The 19,738-nt window shown below is 38.8% G+C and carries 19 protein-coding genes; 1 reads left to right on the top strand and 18 read right to left on the bottom strand.

Annotation, left to right across the window (positions count from 1 at the left end):
• Positions 1-4: 4 nt before the first annotated feature.
• The 3 genes from FG382_RS15430 to FG382_RS15420 form a co-directional block, all read right to left on the bottom strand.
• Positions 5-319, bottom strand: a complete 315-nt coding sequence (locus FG382_RS15430) for an urease subunit beta (RefSeq protein WP_142539786.1) — start codon at positions 317-319, stop codon at positions 5-7.
• Between the two features lie 16 nt (positions 320-335).
• Positions 336-638: an urease subunit gamma gene (locus FG382_RS15425; RefSeq protein WP_142539785.1), complete on the bottom strand. Its 303-nt coding sequence runs from the start codon at positions 636-638 to the stop codon at positions 336-338.
• Between the two features lie 1,282 nt (positions 639-1,920).
• Complete coding sequence (locus FG382_RS15420) at positions 1,921-2,361, bottom strand: hypothetical protein (RefSeq protein ID WP_142539784.1); 441 nt, start codon at positions 2,359-2,361, stop codon at positions 1,921-1,923.
• A 360-nt stretch (positions 2,362-2,721) separates the two neighbouring features.
• On the opposite strand from FG382_RS15420, the gene FG382_RS15415 reads away from it, so the two are divergent.
• Complete coding sequence (locus tag FG382_RS15415) at positions 2,722-3,768, top strand: acyltransferase family protein (protein ID WP_142539783.1); 1,047 nt, start codon at positions 2,722-2,724, stop codon at positions 3,766-3,768.
• 350 nt (positions 3,769-4,118) lie between these two features.
• Here the strand turns inward: FG382_RS15415 and FG382_RS15410 are convergent, their stop codons facing one another.
• The 15 genes from FG382_RS15410 to FG382_RS15340 all read right to left on the bottom strand — a co-directional run bounded on the left by FG382_RS15410 (position 4,119) and on the right by FG382_RS15340 (position 19,721).
• Positions 4,119-5,117 carry a histidinol phosphate phosphatase domain-containing protein gene (locus tag FG382_RS15410; protein WP_142539782.1) on the bottom strand — a complete coding sequence of 333 codons (999 nt, stop codon included), beginning with the start codon at positions 5,115-5,117 and terminating at the stop codon, positions 4,119-4,121.
• The gene (locus FG382_RS15405) at positions 5,114-5,899 is read right to left on the bottom strand and encodes a DeoR/GlpR family DNA-binding transcription regulator (protein WP_142539781.1); all 786 of its coding nucleotides are present in this window, start codon (positions 5,897-5,899) and stop codon (positions 5,114-5,116) included. Before FG382_RS15405 ends, FG382_RS15410 begins: the two co-directional genes overlap by 4 nt.
• Positions 5,896-6,900, bottom strand: coding sequence for an ABC transporter ATP-binding protein (locus FG382_RS15400; protein WP_142539780.1), 1,005 nt, complete (start codon positions 6,898-6,900; stop codon positions 5,896-5,898). The genes FG382_RS15405 and FG382_RS15400 overlap by 4 nt, the downstream gene beginning before the upstream one ends.
• Positions 6,897-7,682 (bottom strand): ABC transporter permease, encoded by a 786-nt coding sequence (locus FG382_RS15395; protein ID WP_142539779.1) that lies wholly within the window; start codon positions 7,680-7,682, stop codon positions 6,897-6,899. Before FG382_RS15395 ends, FG382_RS15400 begins: the two co-directional genes overlap by 4 nt.
• Positions 7,682-8,515 (bottom strand): ABC transporter permease, encoded by an 834-nt coding sequence (locus tag FG382_RS15390; protein ID WP_142539778.1) that lies wholly within the window; start codon positions 8,513-8,515, stop codon positions 7,682-7,684. Before FG382_RS15390 ends, FG382_RS15395 begins: the two co-directional genes overlap by 1 nt.
• A gap of 173 nt (positions 8,516-8,688) precedes the next feature.
• The gene (locus tag FG382_RS15385; RefSeq protein WP_142539777.1) at positions 8,689-9,525 is read right to left on the bottom strand and encodes an alkaline phosphatase family protein; all 837 of its coding nucleotides are present in this window, start codon (positions 9,523-9,525) and stop codon (positions 8,689-8,691) included.
• A complete protein-coding gene (locus tag FG382_RS15380) occupies positions 9,515-10,603 on the bottom strand; it encodes an ABC transporter substrate-binding protein (RefSeq protein WP_142539776.1) in 1,089 nt (362 codons plus the stop codon). Before FG382_RS15380 ends, FG382_RS15385 begins: the two co-directional genes overlap by 11 nt.
• 787 nt (positions 10,604-11,390) lie before the next feature.
• Positions 11,391-12,299, bottom strand: coding sequence for a formyltetrahydrofolate deformylase (purU, locus tag FG382_RS15375; protein ID WP_142539775.1), 909 nt, complete (start codon positions 12,297-12,299; stop codon positions 11,391-11,393).
• A 118-nt stretch (positions 12,300-12,417) separates the two neighbouring features.
• Positions 12,418-13,197 (bottom strand): 3D domain-containing protein, encoded by a 780-nt coding sequence (locus FG382_RS15370; protein ID WP_229677427.1) that lies wholly within the window; start codon positions 13,195-13,197, stop codon positions 12,418-12,420.
• Between the two features lie 437 nt (positions 13,198-13,634).
• On the bottom strand, positions 13,635-14,828 hold the full coding sequence (locus FG382_RS15365) for a thiolase family protein (protein ID WP_142539774.1): 1,194 nt from the start codon (positions 14,826-14,828) through the stop codon (positions 13,635-13,637).
• A 15-nt stretch (positions 14,829-14,843) separates the two neighbouring features.
• The gene (locus tag FG382_RS15360) at positions 14,844-15,959 is read right to left on the bottom strand and encodes a muconate cycloisomerase family protein (protein ID WP_142539773.1); all 1,116 of its coding nucleotides are present in this window, start codon (positions 15,957-15,959) and stop codon (positions 14,844-14,846) included.
• A 21-nt stretch (positions 15,960-15,980) separates the two neighbouring features.
• A complete protein-coding gene (locus FG382_RS15355) occupies positions 15,981-16,619 on the bottom strand; it encodes a 3-oxoacid CoA-transferase subunit B (protein WP_142539772.1) in 639 nt (212 codons plus the stop codon).
• The gene (locus FG382_RS15350; protein WP_142539771.1) at positions 16,616-17,302 is read right to left on the bottom strand and encodes a CoA transferase subunit A; all 687 of its coding nucleotides are present in this window, start codon (positions 17,300-17,302) and stop codon (positions 16,616-16,618) included. Before FG382_RS15350 ends, FG382_RS15355 begins: the two co-directional genes overlap by 4 nt.
• A gap of 12 nt (positions 17,303-17,314) precedes the next feature.
• On the bottom strand, positions 17,315-18,037 hold the full coding sequence (locus tag FG382_RS15345) for a carboxymuconolactone decarboxylase family protein (protein ID WP_142539770.1): 723 nt from the start codon (positions 18,035-18,037) through the stop codon (positions 17,315-17,317).
• Between the two features lie 22 nt (positions 18,038-18,059).
• A complete protein-coding gene (locus FG382_RS15340; protein WP_142539769.1) occupies positions 18,060-19,721 on the bottom strand; it encodes an SLC13 family permease in 1,662 nt (553 codons plus the stop codon).
• Positions 19,722-19,738: the final 17 nt, after the last annotated feature.

The raw sequence follows: 19,738 nt of genomic DNA, 5'->3' as shown, positions 1-19,738 counted from the left end.
CGTATTACCCCCGATCTAATGATCCTTCAGTTTTATTGTTCAATCCATAAACGCGTCTTTCTCCACCGAAAGCTACAAGTTCTATTTCTTTCGGATCGCCGGGTTCAAAGCGAACAGCCGAACCTGCTGGGATATTCAAACGAAAACCAAATGCCGCTTCTCGGTCAAATTCGATCCAAGAATTAATTTCAAAAAAGTGGAAATGCGAGCCCACTTGAATAGGACGGTCCCCATTATTAACGACAGAGATAATTTTCGTCTCTTTCCCTTCATTACAAATAATATCTTCTTCTTTTAAAATGTATTCTCCAGGTATCATGTCGGAACCCTCCTTTTTAACGAATTGGCGAATGTACGGTTACAAGCTTTACACCATCTGGGAATGTGGCTTCTACTTGAACATCGTCGATCATTTCTGGAACACCGTCCATCACATCTTCTGCCGATAAAATAGTAGCACCATACGCCATTAGTTCAGCTACCGTTTTACCATCACGAGCACCCTCTAATATTTCGTACGTAATGAGTGATACTGCTTCTGGATGATTGAGCTTTAAACCTCTTTCTTTTCGACGTCTTGCTAAATCTGCTGCAACGACGATTAATAGTTTCTCTTGTTCGCGTGGTAACAAGTGCACGGCATTTCCTCCAATCGTAAAATGAGATCGTTTTATCTCATTTTTTAGTTCATCTAGTAGACTGAAATCAGTATTTTCTGCTAATATTCATATATTTTTGATAACCTGAAAGTTCTCCTTTTCGCATGAAAAGCACGATTAATAATTCCTAAAATAGGAAGCGTCTTTCAGAGGTAAGTCTAGGTTAATAAATAATAATTTATACAACAAAAAGACCCTATAAATTAGAACGCACTGAAACAGTGGTATTCTTATAGTTTACCTGTTAAATAACTATTCAGAGAATTTAACAATTTTGCATTTTTCTTTGAGTTAATGCCTTTTGCATTGTGCTAAATTCTCTTTCAATGGTATGCAGCAACTAGTGCTTTTGAAAATTAAAAGTTCTTTTTGATAAATTTAGTGGATTTAGAAGAAGCCTGCCTAAAATAAGCAAGCGGGGGAAGGTAATGTTACTTTTCATCTTTACAGATTATCTACTCGTATATGTATATCTGAAAACAAATTTCAATCACTATTTTTTATTATAGTAACAGTTGACAAATATGTCTATTTAATAATGCAATAATAGGTACAAAAGTGCTAAATCAATGACTGCGGTCCAATTTAGCTCATGGGTACAGCTGCTATGCTTAAAAGAATAACGCCATAATTGGGAAACTGTGAAGTAAGAAATTTTAGTAGATAACCACTAGAATTTTCGCTACAGGGTGGACGCTTTCCGCGGGCACGGCTTCAATCCAATAGAGTTTGTTATTTACTTCAATGAGACACTAAATTTAGTATTACGTTGCATTGTCTATTGGTGAAAACCTTTGATTAGTTGAATAAGATATACTATCTAGCGATTGTTATTGGGAGCTGCCATTGCTTGAATGGCTAATAGCAACCTTTCCTCTAATTTATGCTGTACATAAAATGATTCTAAATATGAAACTGCTCGACAGTTGTAAATAAATTAAATAACTTTTTTGCCTTTAATTATGGATTAGTCAGAAAGTTCTATTGATTGAAGCGCAAGGCGGCGACACCTGCGGGATCAGCGGGACAGGTGAGACCCCGCCGGAGCGTGCGACGAGGAGGCTCACCGCCCGCCCCGCGGTAAGCGTTCGCCTGGAGCGAAAATCAATTGCCTTTGACGTATCTCTTTACGACGCAGTTTCCCAATATCACGATTAAAATAGAAACATGCTATTCCTTATGCTACTTGGAAATAGTTATTCACATGTCTAGATCTTCTATAGTTTCCTAATCAAAAATAAAGACAGCACATCGGCTGTCTTTACGATATATATGGTCCTAGTTTTTTTAATACTGCTGCTTCTACTTCATCTGAAAGGATTTCCTCTTTAAGATGGCCTGGTTTTGGATGAAACCAGCTAATTTCCCCATCTTTAAAGTGACCTTTGTATATACTATCATTCATATTGAAACTAAATTGAATAACCTCATGGGGCAAGCCCTCGAAAATTCTTTCAATTTGAAAATTGTCCATCATAATAAAAATCCCTAGCTCTTGTTCTATTTTCTTTAGTACTGCTTCCTCTATTTCATGAGGAAGTACATCCTCTACAAGTCGCTCCGGTTTTGGATGAAACCAATTAATTTCTCCATCTTTATAATGCCCCTTGAAAGTGTTGTCCTGAAAAGAGAAGCTGAATTGGATTATATTATGAGGCAAGCCTCCAAAGATTTCTTTTTCGTATTGAAAATTTTCTATCATAAAAAAACCTCCTCTCGCCATTTTCCTAACTTACTTATTTCAATTATACCCTTTTTTTATATATCAAATCCTCCTTATAATATTTTATCAGTTAATTTGCCTAATTAAATTGCCAGGTTTTCACAAATAGTTTCATAGTTATTAAGACTCGCAACTAATTCTGATTTAAAATCTTTGCTTAATTTTATATAAGTTTGAATAATTTAGTGCTGCTTAGTATATTTAACCATTTTTTTAGCATTCTTTTTCTCTTAAAAAGACAATTTAATCAAAATGTAATTGAATTGAAACATACTCTAGGTTTATATTCACTTAATATAGGTTAAATACAACTTAGAATAATGCTCTGGAGGAAGTTTTATGACGCAAAAAAGATTAACATGGGTGGATGTAACGAAAGGATTCTTGATGATTCTTGTAGTAATCGGTCATTATCCTGGAGAACTAAATTTTCCATTCATCAAATATATTTACTGGTTTCATATGCCAGCTTTTTTCTTATTAAGTGGCATATTTTTTAAAGAAATAAAAGATGATCAAAACACTAAAGGAACGATTAAGAAAAGATTTATGCAGCTAATGGTACCTTATCTATTCTTCCTATTTATTATTACAGCTGTTCGCTATAGCATGGAACTAGCATTAGGAAACTTTGAATTATCCTGGTACTTGCAAGATCTATGGAAGTTAGTTATTGCAGGACGTTTTGCAAGAGGTGCTTATGGAGTCTTTTGGTTTATTACAACATTGTTTTTTACATACTTACTATTCATGTGGATGACTAAATACTTAAGTCGTATAAAACAAGTCATGCTACTTGTAATCTTCTATTTAGTAGCCCATTTAGAAAGTATTTTTGCTATGCATGTTATTAGTGGAGGTCCAGCTGAAGCAGCTCAATCAATTCCCATGCTATGGAATTTAGATGTAGTGTTAATGGCAATCGTCTATTTTTCCCTTGGATATTATGCTAAATCTATTTGGATGAATATCAAGCTTCACTGGTTACTAGGTGCTCTATTAGTAGTAGTTGGTGCAGTTGTATCAGATTATGTAGGAATAATCGATTATCATCTTAGTATGAAGTTTTTACGCTATGACCATTTGGTACTCGATTTAGTAATCCCAATAGCTTTTATTATTGTCATTCTTGGTATTTTCCAAAGGCTGACAACCATTCTACCATTAGAGTGGTTGGCTAAAGTGGAAAAACATTCGATCGCTATAATGTATTTGCATATTTTTACAGATATTATTATGAACGACTACTTCCAATATGGATTAATAGGATTTACGACTTTAGGTTTGGCGGTTCCTATTCTTATTTCCATTGTTATTCAAAAAATAATTCCATACGGAAAGTTCTTTCTTGGAGATATTCGAGCTAAAAAACCAATACACCTATAAAGTGAAACTTCCATCAGTGGAGGTTTTTCGACGCACAGGAAGTGCTAGTGGGGACGTTGCGACATGGACGTCGCACTTTTAGTCCCCGTCATCCCCACTGATTGTTAGTTGTGTCCCACACGATGAGGGTCACACAGACGTTGCAAACGCTCTTTTATTTTGCGACGAGCTTTGCGCAGGAGCAACACGATGTTGCGTACTTAGTCTGGGATCATTACATCGGGCGCATGCCGGCAGTTGATCTCCCACTTATCTTTTTGCTTTTCTTCAATCTTGAAGTGGGAGTCTTACTGCCCGTTAATGCGGGATAAAATTGACCTCTTCCTTTTCTCCGGAAGAGGTCATGTTTTTTATAATGAATGATATTTTTTTACCCGCTGTTCAAATCCAACCAGCTTTTGTATTCCTAAGTTTTTTAGCATAGCTGCATTCATTTCCGTGAATTTCCCTAAATCATCGGGATAATGAGAATCGGAAGACACTGTAAACTCTACACCATGGTCTACTAAAACTTTCACAAAATCAGGTCCAGGACACATTTCCTTCACTGGATAACGATAATAGAGACCAGCATTCACTTCCGTAGCAGTTCCCTTTTCCACAAGTGCTTCCGCAATGCGTTTATACCAATTCACAAAATCCATATTATCAACTTTAAAATTGAACACCTTCAAATTATCTAGATGCGCTACAAAATCAAATAATTCCGAGCGAATTGCTTTTTCCACTGTTGTAAAAAAACGTTCATACAATGTTTTCAAGTCTATTCCTTCAAACTTATCGACAGTTTGCGGATTATCGAATCCCCACCCATCTACAAAATGAACGGAACCAATTATGTAATCCCATGGATATCCGCGAAGCAGTTCCTTAAGTTCCCTTTCATATCCAACAAAGTAATCCGCTTCGATGCCTAACTTTAACTCTACGCCTTCGCTTCGCCATTTCTCTTTTGCTTGCAAAATGTTTTCTACGAAATCATTCATCGTTTCCGTCATTACACTATCCAGCCAATATCGTTGTACCTTTCCTAAATCTGACTCATCGAGTACCATATTTTTTTCAAAATAAGCTTTCGTCTCCTTGAAACGATACAAATGATCCACCATGCCAACTTCTCTTAATCCGAGCTGCTTTGCTTGAATTAAATAATAATCCAACCACTCTTCACTGTAACAGCCTTTATCTAATCTATTTTTCAACGCATTTATTTGCCAGTTTATATATTCCTTTGAGCCTTTTTCCAATCCATGTGGCAAGTGAAAAGCATTAATTGCCTGAGAAGTTCGGTCCAACCAACGAAATGAGTATGGACCTTCCTCTAAATGTACATGATAATCTATTTTCATTTGCACTTACCTCCATTGGCCACTGTCCATTTTCCTTCAAAAGCCGTCCACGTAGACGGACGTGCTTCTTCACAGATCACTTCCGAAATTTCATGTAAATTACAGATCGTATAAAAGGATTTTTGATTGATCTTTGTGGTATCCGCTAATAATATGCGGTAGTAACTATTTTCCAGCATTTTTGCAGAAACAAGCGATTCATCCAAATCGTAGTCATACACGATTCCATCGTCAATCCCTCCGCATGACAAAAATGCTTTATCCAAATTCATACGACTTAGCCATTCTAATGTCATCGCACCAGAAACAGAAGATTGTTCTGGATTTGTTGTTCCGCCAAGCAAAATCACTTTCCCTGTCATTCTTTTTTCTTCTAATGCCATATTGAATCTAACCGCAGCAGAAATAGAATTTGTCACGACCGTTACATTATTCACTTCCACAAGAAAATCCGCAATATGGACAGTAGTCGTCCCAACATCTACCGCAATGGTATCCCCGTCTTTAATCCGGGTGGCTGCAACTCGCGCAATTTCTCTTTTTGCTTCTTTTTGCATATTTATCTTTCGTAAATACTCTGGCTCTTTTCTTAAGTTAATGAACTTTACTGCACCACCATGTACTCTTGTTAACAAATGCTGTTCCTCTAGCTCATCAAAATCTCGACGAATCGTTTCTGGTGCAACATTCAACTCTTCCGCAATAACGGAGACAACAATTTTTCGTTCGAACTCTAGCTTACTTAAAATATGTTCAAAACGTTCTAATTTGGAAAAGGTCATAATAACGCCACTACATCTTCTTGTGACACATAGCATTCATACGCATTGCCAAGCACTAACGAAGCTTGTCTTTCATGTAATTGCTCTACAGCAAAAGATCGATCCCCTACTTGGAAAACAGTACGAATGACATTTCCGCTCATCATAGCTTCTTTTGCAGTCCCCTTGAAACGATAGTCTCCCTCGCTTGCTTTTAGATGAATCGCTTCTGGACGAATGGCAAACTTCTCTCGTTCACCGGATAATTTTTTACCAATCATTTGCTCCAATTCTTCACGTGTAAATACGTTATAATGCCCAATGAAATTTGCTACGAATTCACTTTCTGGCTTCGTATAAATCTCTGTTGGAGTTCCTTCTTGAGCGATTATCCCTTTATTCATGACGAATATTTTATCTGAAACTGCCATTGCTTCTTCTTGGTCGTGCGTAACTAAAACCATTGTCATACCAAGCTCTGTTTGAATCGAGCGTAAATCTGCTTGAAGCTTTTTACGAATTTGCGCATCTAATGCACTTAGTGGTTCATCTAGCAGCAATACTTTCGGTCGTACAATCAAAGCTCTTGCAAGTGCCACTCGTTGCTGCTGTCCTCCGGATAATTCATGTGGAAATGCATGCTCTTTGTCCGATAAATGCACTATTGCTAACGCATCTTTTACTTTTTGCTCTATTTCACTCTCGTTCATTTTTTTCATTTTCAGGCCGAATGCGACGTTTTCTTTTACCGTCATATTCGGAAATAATGCATAGGACTGAAACACCATTCCTACTTCACGATTTTTCGGTTGGATGTTGCTCATATTTTTTCCTTCGATTTTCACCACCCCAGAAGTCGGGTCCGTCAAACCAGCAATAATACGTAAGATGGTACTTTTCCCGCAACCACTCGGACCGAGTAATGTAACAAACTCTCCTTCCTCAATCGTCATATCAATATTAGCTAACACAGCATTTGTGCCATACGTTTTATGAAGACCTTCTATTACAACATAACTCATACTTTTTGTGCCCCTTTTGATCGTTTCGTTAACATGGATATGATAAACGTTAAAATACCCATCAGTACTAAGTAAACAAACACAACACTACTTGCAATATGGCCGCTCGTACTCAACTTTTTCATCAAGTAGATTTGAACCGTTTCAAATCGAGAACCAACTACTAGGTTGATCAAAACAAATTCACCGAATAACACGGAAAATGATAATAACGCGCCAGCAAACAGTCCTGGGTACACAGCTGGCAGTAACACTTTTGAAAAAGCTTGTGCTTTCGATGCACCCGACAACTCAGCAGCATCCAATAACTGTCTTGCATTCACGTTGCGGAGACTATTGCGCGTTCCTTGATAAATATAAGGTAAAATACTGATCACATATGCTCCTAAAACCGCTGCTATCATCGGGACTCCAATATGCGCATACGCGCGGATCAATCCCACTGCTAGTATTACTCCTGGAAATGCATATACCATCACAACTGCAGCTTGAATCCATTTCTCATACTTTGGAAAATAAAGCACGATAACAAAAATTGCTGGAACGATGAAAAGCAAAGCAAGTAGCACCGCTCCTCCAGAAAGTAATACGGATCGTCCAAATGCCTCGATAAAACGACTATCCTGAAACAATGTAGCAATCCATTTAAATGTTAGTCCTTCTGGTAACACTGTTTTGTTCCAATTAGTTGCAAATGCATAAAACATCGTCGCTAAAATCGGGAGGAATAAATATAAAAGAAGGAAGACAAAGAATAGATCTACAAAGCCTTTCTTTTTCACTACAAATTCCTCCTTGTTTTCTTAATACTCCACTCACTTAATAGCATTGCAATAATCATTGTTACACCAAGTAACACTGCAATGGCGCTTGCTAGCTCTGGCTGCGCAAAAATATCACCGCTTATTAATGCTCCAATTCGAATAGCAACTAGATTATAATTACTTCCTGTCAGCGCGTAAGCCGATGCATAGGCTCCCATCGCATTCGCAAATAGCACACTAAACGTTCCAACAATCCCTGGAAGCATAATCGGAACACCAATTTTACGCCAAAAATGAAACGTCGATGCCCCTAGCAATGCGGCTGCATCCTTCCATTGCTGCTGGATTCCGTAGTAGATAGGATACAAAAGCATCAGGGAAAGTGGTAATTGGAAGTAAATATACACGAGCAGTAATCCACCCCAACTATATAAAGAGAACGAGGTTAACGAATCGATTCCCCATTTTTCGAATAACAGTGTAAACAAACCGCTGTTCCCTAATAAAACGATAAATGCAAACGCCAGTGGTATACCCGAGAAATTCGAAGTCAAATTTGAAATCATTAAAATACGTTCGCGCACAGGTTCTGAAAAACGCATCATCGCATATACCGCAAACAACGTTACAATGAGTGCAATAACTGCTGAAACCGCAGACAAAGTAATGCTATTTTTAAATCCTTGTAAAATATAACTACTCGTTAATACCTCTTGATAATGATCAAGCGTAAACCCATGGCCATTACTAAAGCTTGAAATGACCATATATAGCAATGGTACGATGAAAAACAACAAAATCAGGACTAAAAACGGCAATATCCAAACGAACAATTGCTTTTTAGAAGTCAAAACAAAATCACTACTTCCTTTATCAAATTCGACTCGGCGAATTTGCGTCCAGATTTTTTTCTAGCTAACTCGAGAAATTCCTTTAAAAAATCTGTGACATCCGCCGGAGGCTTTAACTTCATTTATAGGAGTTCACAAACTTCTGATGAAAGAAGTTAAATAGAAAAGAGGCACTAGGCCTCTTTTTTTGTACGTACTCCGTTCAGAAGAAGAGGAACCATTTCTTCTGAACGCTCTATTTCTAGTAACTGACAAACCAAAGGCGCCACCTGCAATTGTGAAACAATGCCTTCCTTAATACCTGGCTTCACTTGCTTCGATAATACAAACATTGGGACATGACGATCTTCTATCGTATTACCACCATGGTTTCCATCACTCGTCATGCCGTGATCCGCCGTCACAATAACATCGTATCCTTGCTCCAAACAATTAGGGATGAACAACGAAAGAATCCCATCTACCGCTAATACACGATTACGATATTCCTTGGAATCTGCCGTAAACTTATGTCCATCATCATCCACATTCATTGGATGAATATATAAAAAGTCCGGCTGCTTTTCAGCCATTAACCAAGCTGCTTCTGCAAATAAATGACTATCTGGATAATGATCTTCAAAATAGAATAAGCCATTTTCAATCGGGTGATCAGTGTCCAATTGAATACGATCCGCAAAATGATTAAAAGGAGCGCTATTATAGAGTTCACTTACCCAGTAGTAAGCAGCAGCAGCAGTAGTTTTCCCACTCTCTTGCGCTAGATGGAATAAGCTTGTTTGATTGGATAAACGTACCACGGCATTACTTGTGACACCATGGATAATTGGAGGTGTCCCGGTTAAAATCGTCTCATATAATGGGCGTGATAAGGAGGGTACTTCTGAGCGCACTTCATAACGCGCAGCAGCACCTCTTTCCACTAAATGTTGCATAAAACCCATATGCGTACATGCCGTATCGTATCTAAGTGCGTCTATCACTATAAGAACTACACGATTATTTGACATGGATTAATACCTGTTCTTGGTACATTTGTGGAATTTGTTTTGTTGTTTCTTCCCATGCTTTTTGATCGCCAACTGGTTGTGCATTTTCATACATTTCCGCCGGCAATAACAAATCTTCTACTTCTGCAGAAAGCTCTACGTTCTCACGAATTGGACGTGCGTATCCTTTTGCCAAATTTTCTTGTCCAGCGTCCGATAATATATACTCACGTGTTAACATTGCAGCATGTGGATTTTTTGCGTATTTATTAATAACCGTTGCATAACCAGAAATAACAGAGCCTTCTTCTGGAATTACTACTTCAAAACGTGACTCATCAATTTGGTTGCGATAGCCTAACGAATTGAAATCCCACATAATTGCTACATCAATTTCCCCTTTTTCCAGGTTCGCAACTGTTGCGTCCCCTTGTAGTCGACCTTGTTTAGCAAGCTCTGCGAAGAAATCAATTCCAGGTTGTAAATTCTTCTCATCTCCACCATAAGCCATAGCTGCTGCTAAAATAGCAAACTGTGCTTGGTTTGCAGTTAAGGCATCTCCAATACTTACATTAAAATCACCATTTTTAATATCGTCCCATGATTTAGGCGGATTTTTCACATTGTTTGTATCTGTTAAAAAGGACATGGTTCCTGTATATCCAACAACCCAGTGACCTTCTTCATCTTTAGCCCAATCCGGAATATCATCCCAGTAAGAAGTTTTATAGGCTAATGTTAAACCTTTGTCTTTTGCGATTGGTCCAAATGCAATACCAACGTCTCCGATATCAGCCGTTGCATCTTCCTTCTCCGCTTCAAACTTTGCAAGTTCCTCTGCACTCGACATATCGGTATCTGCATGGTTTAAGTTATACTCCGCTCCAAGCTCTTCCCAAGTTTCCACCCAGTTCGCCCAAGTATCCGGCATACCTACCGAGTTTACTGTACCTTCTTCTTTTGCTTTTGTTATAATTTCATCTACCGATAAATCGTTGCCATTAACGGTTGTTTTAGCTGAACTATCCGAACAAGCCGCCAAAATAGATACTGCTAATACACCGATTATGCTTTTCTTCCAAACACGCTTAAAAGACATTGCCGAAAACCTCCGTTTGTTTATGTTTGTTTTAATTTGCTTACAAGAATCATGTTACAAAACAAACATTAAGCGGGTATGGAGGAGTTAATAATGTTAAGTAAAAATTGTTGAGCTTTTGTTAAGGTTAGTTTGTGCCTAGGGGGAATATGCGTGGTATACGGTGTCTACTGTGTACGTGAGTGAGTGAGCGATGAATATAATGAAAAGAACGAAGAGAAATTTGCTGTCTTCAACCAGAAGAGACCACTTGATGAATCTGAGAAAAATGAAGAAATAGGAAAAGTTCATAACTAGTAGCAATCGTTCACTTGAGACTAATCGCTTTTTTGTGGGAAAGTTATCCTTTTACAACTAACCACACGATTATTCCAACTAAACTTAACAAAATTCCAACTAAACCAGTGAAATTTCCAACTAACCCCCTCAAAGTTCCAACTAAACACATTTTCCAAGAAAAATATTCAAAAAAAAGTTAGAGCCAAGACAGTTTTAGACCTTTTTCATATGTATAAATGCTGATTTATGGAAGTAGTGACCATTTTGAAACTAGACTAGTATGAAAGATAGATAGATCATCAATTAGTATGCAATGTGATTGTGATGATTGATTTCTCACATTTCTTACTCAGAGGAAATACTAGCAGACATTGCTTAGACGCATTATTCCTTGAAAAATGCCATACTTTGTTGTTAAGTGAAATTCCATCTATTTGATAACTTCTTATAGTACAAAAAAATCCAGATTAGAAACGTATAAAAATCGTCTCCAACCTGGATTTATTTATTAATGAAACACAATCGTTTTATTTCCCTCTACAATGATGCGATTCTCTAAATGCCATTTCACCGCTTTAGCAAGTACCCGTCGCTCAATTTGACGTCCAATTTTCTTTAAATTGATGACATCATCTCGATGATCAACTCGTTCAACGTCCTGCTCGATTATCGGTCCTTCATCAAGATTATTCGTTACATAATGCGATGTCGCACCGATTAACTTTACACCACGCTCGTATGCACGCTCATATGGTCCCGCTCCTATAAACGCAGGCAAAAAGGAATGGTGAATATTAATGATTCGGCTCTCAAAGTGGCGAACAAAGTCTGGAGTTAGAATTTGCATATACCGTGCTAGAATTAACAAGTCGACTTCATACTTGTCCAACAAGCGTATTTGTTCTTCTTCCACCTGTTTCCGAATATCTTTGTTTGCCGGTATGTAATGAAACGGTATTCCTAACGACTCTACGATTGGACGGGCATCTTCGTGATTACTAATAACTACGACGATATCAGTATCTAAATCTCCATTTTGCCATTCCCACAATAGCTCCATCAAGCAGTGGATTTCTTTGGAGACAAATATCGCAGATCGTTTTCGCTCAATCCGATAGGAAAAGTTGTAATCCATATTATGTGCTGCCGCAATCTCGCGGAAATCATTTTCCATTCTTTTCTTCTCTTTTAGCAAATTCTCACGATGGTACTCGATTCGTATAAAAAAGATTCCATTCTCTGGATCGCTTGAATATTGGCTTGACTCAATAATATTAGATTCATGATTATGTAAAAATGTAGATAGAATAGAGACTATCCCTGGTTTATCTGGACATTTCACTAACAAACAGCCTCTGTTTTCTAATTGTTTATGTTGTTGCTTCGACCTTACTTGGACTTCCGTATTAATAGACATTAAAGTACATCTCCTCACTAACTCATTAATTGTCTCATTATGCACTATAATTGAAATATTCTCAATGCAATTTCCATATAAAAAAACCTATGCAAACACTCTGCATAGGTTTTCCTTATTAATTGAGTACTTTCAGTTTGACCTTTTTAACTCCCCATTCCATCGCACTATCATAAGATGGAATGAATACATCAATTTTGTGACCTTTAATAGCTCCACCTGTATCACCGGCAATAGCCTCTCCGTAACCTTCCACCCATACTTTTGTGCCGAGTGGAATAATTCTTGGATCTACAGCAATCACTTTCTGGTTTGGATTGGAACGTAAGTCAATTCCATATGCAGTCGTTCCGGAACAGCCTGGACAGTATGCCGTATAAGCAGTTGCTGTAACAGTCATTTCATCCACTACTTGTTCCTCTGCCACTTCTACTTTTTCTTCCTTTACTTCTACTGCTTCCGTTTTTTCGACTGGTGGGGGTGTAACAATTGGGGTGGAAACAGCCGCCACCTTCCTATCTGGCTTCTGATGAACGGTTTCCGCTTCCACACCACCCCCGCTCACAATCAATTCATCACCTGGATGTATTTTATCTCCCGCCAAATTATTCCACTCAACTAGGGACTCTAATGGAATATTATGCTTTAGTGCAATTCGAAATAAATTATCTCCTTGCATCACCTTATATACTTCAGGCTCTACTTGCAGATCCACTGGTGGATAATTAACTAATCCAAGATCTAAAGCATATTGAAATGGTACATCATTTTCTATCGGAAAATTATAGGAAACTTCAATATTGTCTCCTCCTACGCCTATAGGCATAAGTTCCGCCGCTTGTGCTACTGTATTCATTGAAAATAGGATAAGCACAATGAACAAAAATGTTCTAAACATCAAAATAAAACTCCTCCTTTGCAAGTAAACTGTTAAACATTTTAATTCGTCACAGTCTTGCCCAAAAACTTCGAAAAACAAACATTCTAATTAAATAAAAAGAAGCCACCTTCCAAAACAATTAAAATCTGTTTTGAAAAATGGCTTTATTTTTGAAACAATTCCAATATAAGAATGTAGAAATTTAATAGAAATTAATGGCTAAGGGAAACCAATTCTCTTACGAGAGCAATCAATTTTATGGCGAAAGCAACCAAATGTGCGAGAAAGCAACCAAGCTCTCCAATTAACAAGTAAACTCATGCAGAGATAGCTTTTATGAATATTGTATTGGAATTATTTGCTTTTATAAGTTACAAAATGGCTAAGGGAAACCAATTAATTCACGAAAGCAACCAATTCTCTTCCAAAACAAAAGAGCTGCCTAAGCAGCCCCCTTAAACTTGCATATTCTCAATAATCGTTGCGATACCCATACCGCCAGCGATACAGAGCGTCACCGCACCATATTTCTTGCCAGTACGTTCTAATTCATGCACTAACTTCGTCAACAGTATTGCACCAGTTGCGCCAATAGGATGACCCATTGCGATGGCTCCCCCATTTGGATTCACCTTACCGTAATCTAGTCCCAACTCATTCACACATGCAACTGCTTGTGCTGCAAAAGCTTCATTCAACTCTACTACATCTAAATCTGCCATCGATAAACTAGTTTGCTGCAATGCTTTTTGCATAGCATATACAGGTCCCATTCCCATTAACTCAGGTGCACATCCTACAGAAGCTTGTGCGATAATGCGTGCTTTTGGTTTATAGCCCCGTTTCAACGCTTCTTCTTCAGACATTACTAGCAAAGCTGCTGCTCCATCATTACGACCACTAGCATTACCTGCTGTTACCGTCCCACCTTCTTTAAACACTGGCTTAAGTGTAGCTAGCTTCTCCAAGGATGTTTCCCTTGGATGCTCATCGACTTTAAACTCTACAATTCCTTTACGTGTTTTCACCGGGTAAGGTGCTATCTCTTTTTCAAAATAGCCTTTTTCTATGGCGTTTTTTGTTTTTTCTTGGCTGCTTAATGCAAATTCATCTTGTGCTTCTCTAGAGATACCGTACTTTTCTGCTACATTTTCTGCTGTGATACCCATATTCAAATCCCCATAAATCTCTCTTGGCTGAGAACCTGGTTGACTTGCGGTATTCGGATCTTTCAATGAAACATCTCCAGATTTTGTACCAAAGCGTACACTATTCACATAATAAGGTGCAGTACTCATCGACTCTGCTCCACCAGCAATGATAATATCGCTTAATCCTGTTTGAATCTGTTGTGCCGCAGAGTTAACCGCTTGCACACCCGATCCACATTGACGATGGATTGTATATCCAGGAATTTCTACAGGAAGTCCAGCTCGAAGCATCGCTACTCTTGCTAGGTTGGATACATCTGCACTTTGTTTTGCTTGACCTAAAATCACTTCTTCTACAGCAGTCTTATCTAATTCTGTACGACGAATTAATTCCTCTATTACGTATGATCCTAAGAAATCTACTGTTTCATTGCCAATACTACCGCCAAGTTTTCCTATTGCCGTACGAACTGCATCTACGATTACCACATTCTTCATATAATCCTCTCCACCTTAAAGACTTCTCGCATAATGTTTTACTTTTTCGCGATCAATTTCTACTCCAAATCCAGGTCCATTCGGTATAATGACTTCAAAGTTTTCAAACTTAATAGGCTCTAACGTAAGGTCATCTTGAAATAATAAAGGACCGAATATTTCTGTACCAAATTTCATCTCTGGAATTGTTGCATAAAGTTGTGCGCAAATTGCTGTTCCTAAACTAGACTCGATCATCGTGCCACCATATAATCCAATTCCTGCAGCTTCCGCTATCCCCGCAACTTTCTTTGTTTGCGTTAGCCCACCTGCTTTACAAGGCTTCAACGCGATGCAATTACCTGCACGGTGCTTCGAAATTTGGAACACATCTTGTATGCTATTTGCAGCTTCATCAGCCATAATCGGTACTTTAAAACGAGCTGTCAATCTTGCCATTCCTTCATAATTCCACGTTGGCAGCGGCTGTTCCACCATCGATACACCGCCGTCTTCTAAAGCAGCGATACAATAATTTGCCGTATCCTCATCCCAAGCTTGATTGACGTCGACCGTAATTCGTGCCTCGTCCCCTACCGCTTGTTTAATCTTTCGAACATGCTCCACATTTTTAAACGGATCGCCTTTTCCTATTTTCAACTTGAAAATTTTATGACGCTTTTGATGTAAAAATTCTTTCGCTTCTTCAATATCTTTTGCGGTGTCCCCACTTGCTAGCGTCCAAGCAATTGGCAAGGAAGTATGGATTTGGCCACCGAATAATTCAAAAGCTGCTACACCTTTACTACGGGCCGCTAAGTCGATAATTGCTGTTTCTACAACCGTTTTGGCAAAATTATTGCCTCTTACTTCCTGTGAAACTTCATACATAATCTTGTCAAAATGAACTGGGTCCTTCCCAATTACTAGTGGCGCTATATATGTGTCAATATTTGCTTTAATCGCTTCCGGTGTCGACTCTCCATATGAAGCTCCTCCAATAGTCGCCACTTCAGACCAGCCTTCACGGCCTTCCTCATCTGTAACGCGACCCACAACAATCGATTGGGAAACAATCGTATGCATTGCCAACTGGTGCGGACGAATTGTCGGTAAATCTACTATATAAACATCAAAAGAACGTATTTTCATTTACAACCAACCCTCTTCGATTTAATGTATAAAATCAGCTTCCGTTTTTGCTTGTACTTCTTCTATGGTGATACCTGGCATTAGCTCGACAAGCTTCAATTGCTTATTCACTACTTCAAATACCGCAAGTTCCGTAAAAATCATATCAACGCTTCTTGTCGAGGTGATTGGATATGTACACTCTTTTAACAGTTTGCTGCTACCATCTTTAGATGTATGGCTCATCGTTACAAACACTTTCTTTGCGCCGACCAATAAATCCATCGCACCCCCAACACCCATAATATTCTTTCCTGGAACCGCCCAGTTTGCAATAACACCCGTTTGATCGACTTGTAGTGCACCTAAAATTGCTACATCCACATGCCCCCCACGAATCATCGCAAAGGAATCGGAACTATTAAAGAAAGAAGAACCAATTGCTTCTCCAACCGGTAACTTTCCTGCATTTACAAGGTTTGGATCGATATCGGCTTCTTCCACGTCTGTTACTCCGAGCAGACCGTTTTCCGTATGCATATAAATATCTTCTGCGTCCATATATTCCGCGACTAGCGTAGGAATACCAATTCCTAAATTCACAACGCAAGGTCCTTCGAGTTCGGCCGCTACACGCTTTGCGATTAAATGCTGCATATCTGTTTTACTCCATGTAGTCATTTGTTCACAACCCCTTCCTTCGTCAATACTTGCTGAGCTTGGATGATTGTATCGACATACAAAAACGGTGTGACGATTTCTTCTGGATTTAATGCTCCAGGTTCTACAATTTCATCCACTTCCACAATTACTTTCTTCGCAGCAGTTGCCATTAGGGGATTAAAGTTACGGGCTGTTTTGTAATAAACGAGATTTCCAAGCGTATCTGCTTTATGCGCACGAATAAGTGCAACATCTGCTCGAATAGCCTTTTCGAATATATAGTTCACTCCATCAATCTCTCGTTCTTCTTTCCCTTTTGCTAGATCCGTTCCAACGCCTGTTGTTGTGTAGTATCCACCTAGACCAGCTCCACCTGCACGTAAAGATTCGGCCAATGTCCCTTGAGGCAGCAATTCTAACTCGATTTCTCCTTTTTGATACTTATCTCCGACATCTCTGTTACTCGTAAAATAAGAGCCAATTCCTTTTTTTATCTTGTTTTGATTTAGTAAAATACCAAGTCCCTTGCCGGATTCACCCAAGTTATTACTAACAATCGTTAAATTCGTTACATCTTTTTCTGTTAATCCTTCTATTAATGAAAGAGGTGCCCCCACTAAACCAAAACCGCCTACTAAAATTGTATGACCGCTTTCTACACAAGCTAAAGCATCCTGAATATCACTGATAACCTTTGACATATTGAATTCTCCTTACTTAGTAGCCAACTTTAATGAATCACTTATTTCAAACCATGCCGGGATACCTGCCGTTAACACACAAATATAACCAACATCCGCAAGCTCTGCTTCCGTTACGCCGACTGCTCTTGCTCTTTCTATCCAAGGAACTGCATCCGCTCCTCGTAACTGTGTAATATAATTCCCTACCATATTCAAGTGCTTCATTCGTGTAGACACATGACCATCTCCAAGAAGCTTTTCGTCTACTTTTTCTTTATCACCACTTTGAATGATCGCAAGAGAATCTACTATAAAGCTAGTATCCTCGCTACCTAACCACGTAATAATCGTTTCAAAGATCCCTTCGATCGATTCTGGTTCTTCTTGTGGTTGCGTTACCTTTACTCCTTTTAATTCCAGAGCATAGGCCAATCCCTCAAGTGATACTTTTAATGCAGCTGTTCCTCCATATAAGTAGGAAACTAAAAAGTATTCCACTAACTCTGGAATCGTCGAACCAAAATCGATCGCGCCTTTCGTGTGATACCCCATACTCCGTGCATACAATCTAGCTGCGTTCATACTTGCTAATAGAACATCCTTTTCCTTGCGAGATAATGCACCATCTTGCATGATTTCTCCACGTAATCCTGTATACTGATCCAGTACAACCGGGCTATAATCATGCATTTTTTGCACCCAGCCTGGAACTTCATCATATACTTCTTTAAAATAGGCCAATCCTTTACTCATTTTTTCACTCCTAAATTTCGAATTATTTTAAGGCATCCGGATATTCAAACTGATTGATACCGAATATGACGGGAAGTACAAAATATACAAACACGACAATCAGAACGAATGCTAATACCGTAAGTCCTGTCCCTTTTCTTAACATATCCATCATGGTGATTTTGCCAGTCGCAAAAATGATGGCATTTGATGGAGTACCGATCGGCAACATGAATGCGAATCCTGCTCCCATAGCGACTGCTGTCATAAGCGGAAGAGGATGAACATTCATTGCGAGCGCCAGCGCTGCAGTGATTGGAACTAGTATCGTTACTGTAGCTGTATTCGGCGTCATTTGAGTCATCCCGATACCTAGCAAAGTAGTAACTCCTAAAATCATCATGTAGGAAGCACCATCTAATAAAAGTAATTGGCTACCGATCCAGCTCGCCAGATCCGTTCCGTTAAAGCCAGCAGCAAGCGCTAATCCCCCGCCGACTAAGAGTAGAACATCCCATGGCATGTTCTTCAGTGAGTCTTTTCCGAGGATACGTTCGCCTGGTCTATTAGATGATGGAATAACATGTAGCAGAACCGCGGCTACCATAGCAATCATCGTATCGCTCAAACCAGGGATGATATCACTCCATAAGAATGTTCTCGTCATCCACATAAAGCCAGTTAGTATGAAAATGGATAGAACAATTTTTTCTTCATATGACATTTTGCCGAGTTCTATTTTCCGTTCACTTACAAACTGACGACCGTTCTTGATTTTTTTAACTTTCATAGGATAAGCAATTTTTGTGATATAGAAAATGGAAAAAAGCATCAACAACGCGGTCAACGGAAAGGCAAAGAGAAAAAATTGGGCAAAGGATATTTCAAACCCTAATAGTTCCTTGGAAAGTCCTGCGAGCACAAGGTTCGTCGGTGTTCCTATCAAAGTTGCGCTTCCTCCAATTGTTCCTCCAAAGCCTATTGCAAAAATAATTGATTTCGTGAATTTCATTTCTTCTTCTTTGGTATACACATTATCTTCTTTCATGAGGGTCACGACTTTTGCGATGATAGCCGTACCAATTGGAAGCATTAGCATAACTGTGGCCATATTCGATACCCACATTGAGATTAAACCGGTTGCTAGCATAAATCCTAGAACGAGTCCTGGCGTACTAGTCCCCACTGCACTGATAATCGTAATTGCAATTCGTTCATGTAGATTCCAACGCTCTAAAGCCAAAGCGAGTGCAAATCCCCCGATAAATAAGAAGATTAAAGGATTACCATAACTAGCAGCCGCAACACCCTCCCCAATTGTCCCCATCACTGGCAATAAAACTAGCGGCAAGAGCGAAGTAATGCCTAATGGGATAGATTCCAAGATCCACCAAACAGCAATCCATGCAGTGATTGCGAGGACAGATCGCCCTTCTTCACTCAATCCTGGAAGTGGCAAGAAAAACAGTATTAGAAAGAATAATAACGGTCCTAAAAAGAGACCGACAAATTGCGTTGTGCTATAAGAATTATTCCGTTTTATTTGTTCGTTCCTAGTGGTGTTCATTTTTCCAACTGGCAATTCTGCAGATGCCACCACCCCTGTACTGCTGTGATTTCGGAGGTTTGCCATTGTCACTAGATTTTTCGTTTTATTGTGGGATTCCCACAATTTATGATTAATACGTTTGATTGAAAATTTCATCTGTTTCTCCCCTTAAC

Source organism: Psychrobacillus lasiicapitis, assembly GCF_006861795.1.
GTDB classification, from domain to species: domain Bacteria; phylum Bacillota; class Bacilli; order Bacillales_A; family Planococcaceae; genus Psychrobacillus; species Psychrobacillus lasiicapitis.
This window is presented reverse-complemented; position numbering and strand designations above follow the sequence as displayed.

Excerpts from the sequence above, each read along its gene's own strand:
- FG382_RS15430 (WP_142539786.1), bottom strand. The coding sequence starts at position 319 with ATGATACCTGGAGAATACATTTTAAAAGAAGAAGATATTATTTGTAAT.
- FG382_RS15410 (WP_142539782.1), bottom strand. The coding sequence starts at position 5,117 with ATGAAAATAGATTATCATGTACATTTAGAGGAAGGTCCATACTCATTT.
- FG382_RS15365 (WP_142539774.1), bottom strand. The coding sequence starts at position 14,828 with ATGAAGAATGTGGTAATCGTAGATGCAGTTCGTACGGCAATAGGAAAA.
- FG382_RS15415 (WP_142539783.1), top strand. The coding sequence starts at position 2,722 with ATGACGCAAAAAAGATTAACATGGGTGGATGTAACGAAAGGATTCTTG.
- FG382_RS15340 (WP_142539769.1), bottom strand. The coding sequence starts at position 19,721 with ATGAAATTTTCAATCAAACGTATTAATCATAAATTGTGGGAATCCCAC.
- FG382_RS15370 (WP_229677427.1), bottom strand. The coding sequence starts at position 13,197 with ATGTTTAGAACATTTTTGTTCATTGTGCTTATCCTATTTTCAATGAAT.
- FG382_RS15380 (WP_142539776.1), bottom strand. The coding sequence starts at position 10,603 with ATGTCTTTTAAGCGTGTTTGGAAGAAAAGCATAATCGGTGTATTAGCA.
- FG382_RS15385 (WP_142539777.1), bottom strand. The coding sequence starts at position 9,525 with ATGTCAAATAATCGTGTAGTTCTTATAGTGATAGACGCACTTAGATAC.
- FG382_RS15345 (WP_142539770.1), bottom strand. The coding sequence starts at position 18,037 with ATGAGTAAAGGATTGGCCTATTTTAAAGAAGTATATGATGAAGTTCCA.
- FG382_RS15400 (WP_142539780.1), bottom strand. The coding sequence starts at position 6,900 with ATGAGTTATGTTGTAATAGAAGGTCTTCATAAAACGTATGGCACAAAT.
- FG382_RS15405 (WP_142539781.1), bottom strand. The coding sequence starts at position 5,899 with ATGACCTTTTCCAAATTAGAACGTTTTGAACATATTTTAAGTAAGCTA.
- FG382_RS15360 (WP_142539773.1), bottom strand. The coding sequence starts at position 15,959 with ATGAAAATACGTTCTTTTGATGTTTATATAGTAGATTTACCGACAATT.
- purU (WP_142539775.1), bottom strand. The coding sequence starts at position 12,299 with ATGTCTATTAATACGGAAGTCCAAGTAAGGTCGAAGCAACAACATAAA.
- FG382_RS15355 (WP_142539772.1), bottom strand. The coding sequence starts at position 16,619 with ATGACTACATGGAGTAAAACAGATATGCAGCATTTAATCGCAAAGCGT.
- FG382_RS15350 (WP_142539771.1), bottom strand. The coding sequence starts at position 17,302 with ATGTCAAAGGTTATCAGTGATATTCAGGATGCTTTAGCTTGTGTAGAA.
- FG382_RS15420 (WP_142539784.1), bottom strand. The coding sequence starts at position 2,361 with ATGATAGAAAATTTTCAATACGAAAAAGAAATCTTTGGAGGCTTGCCT.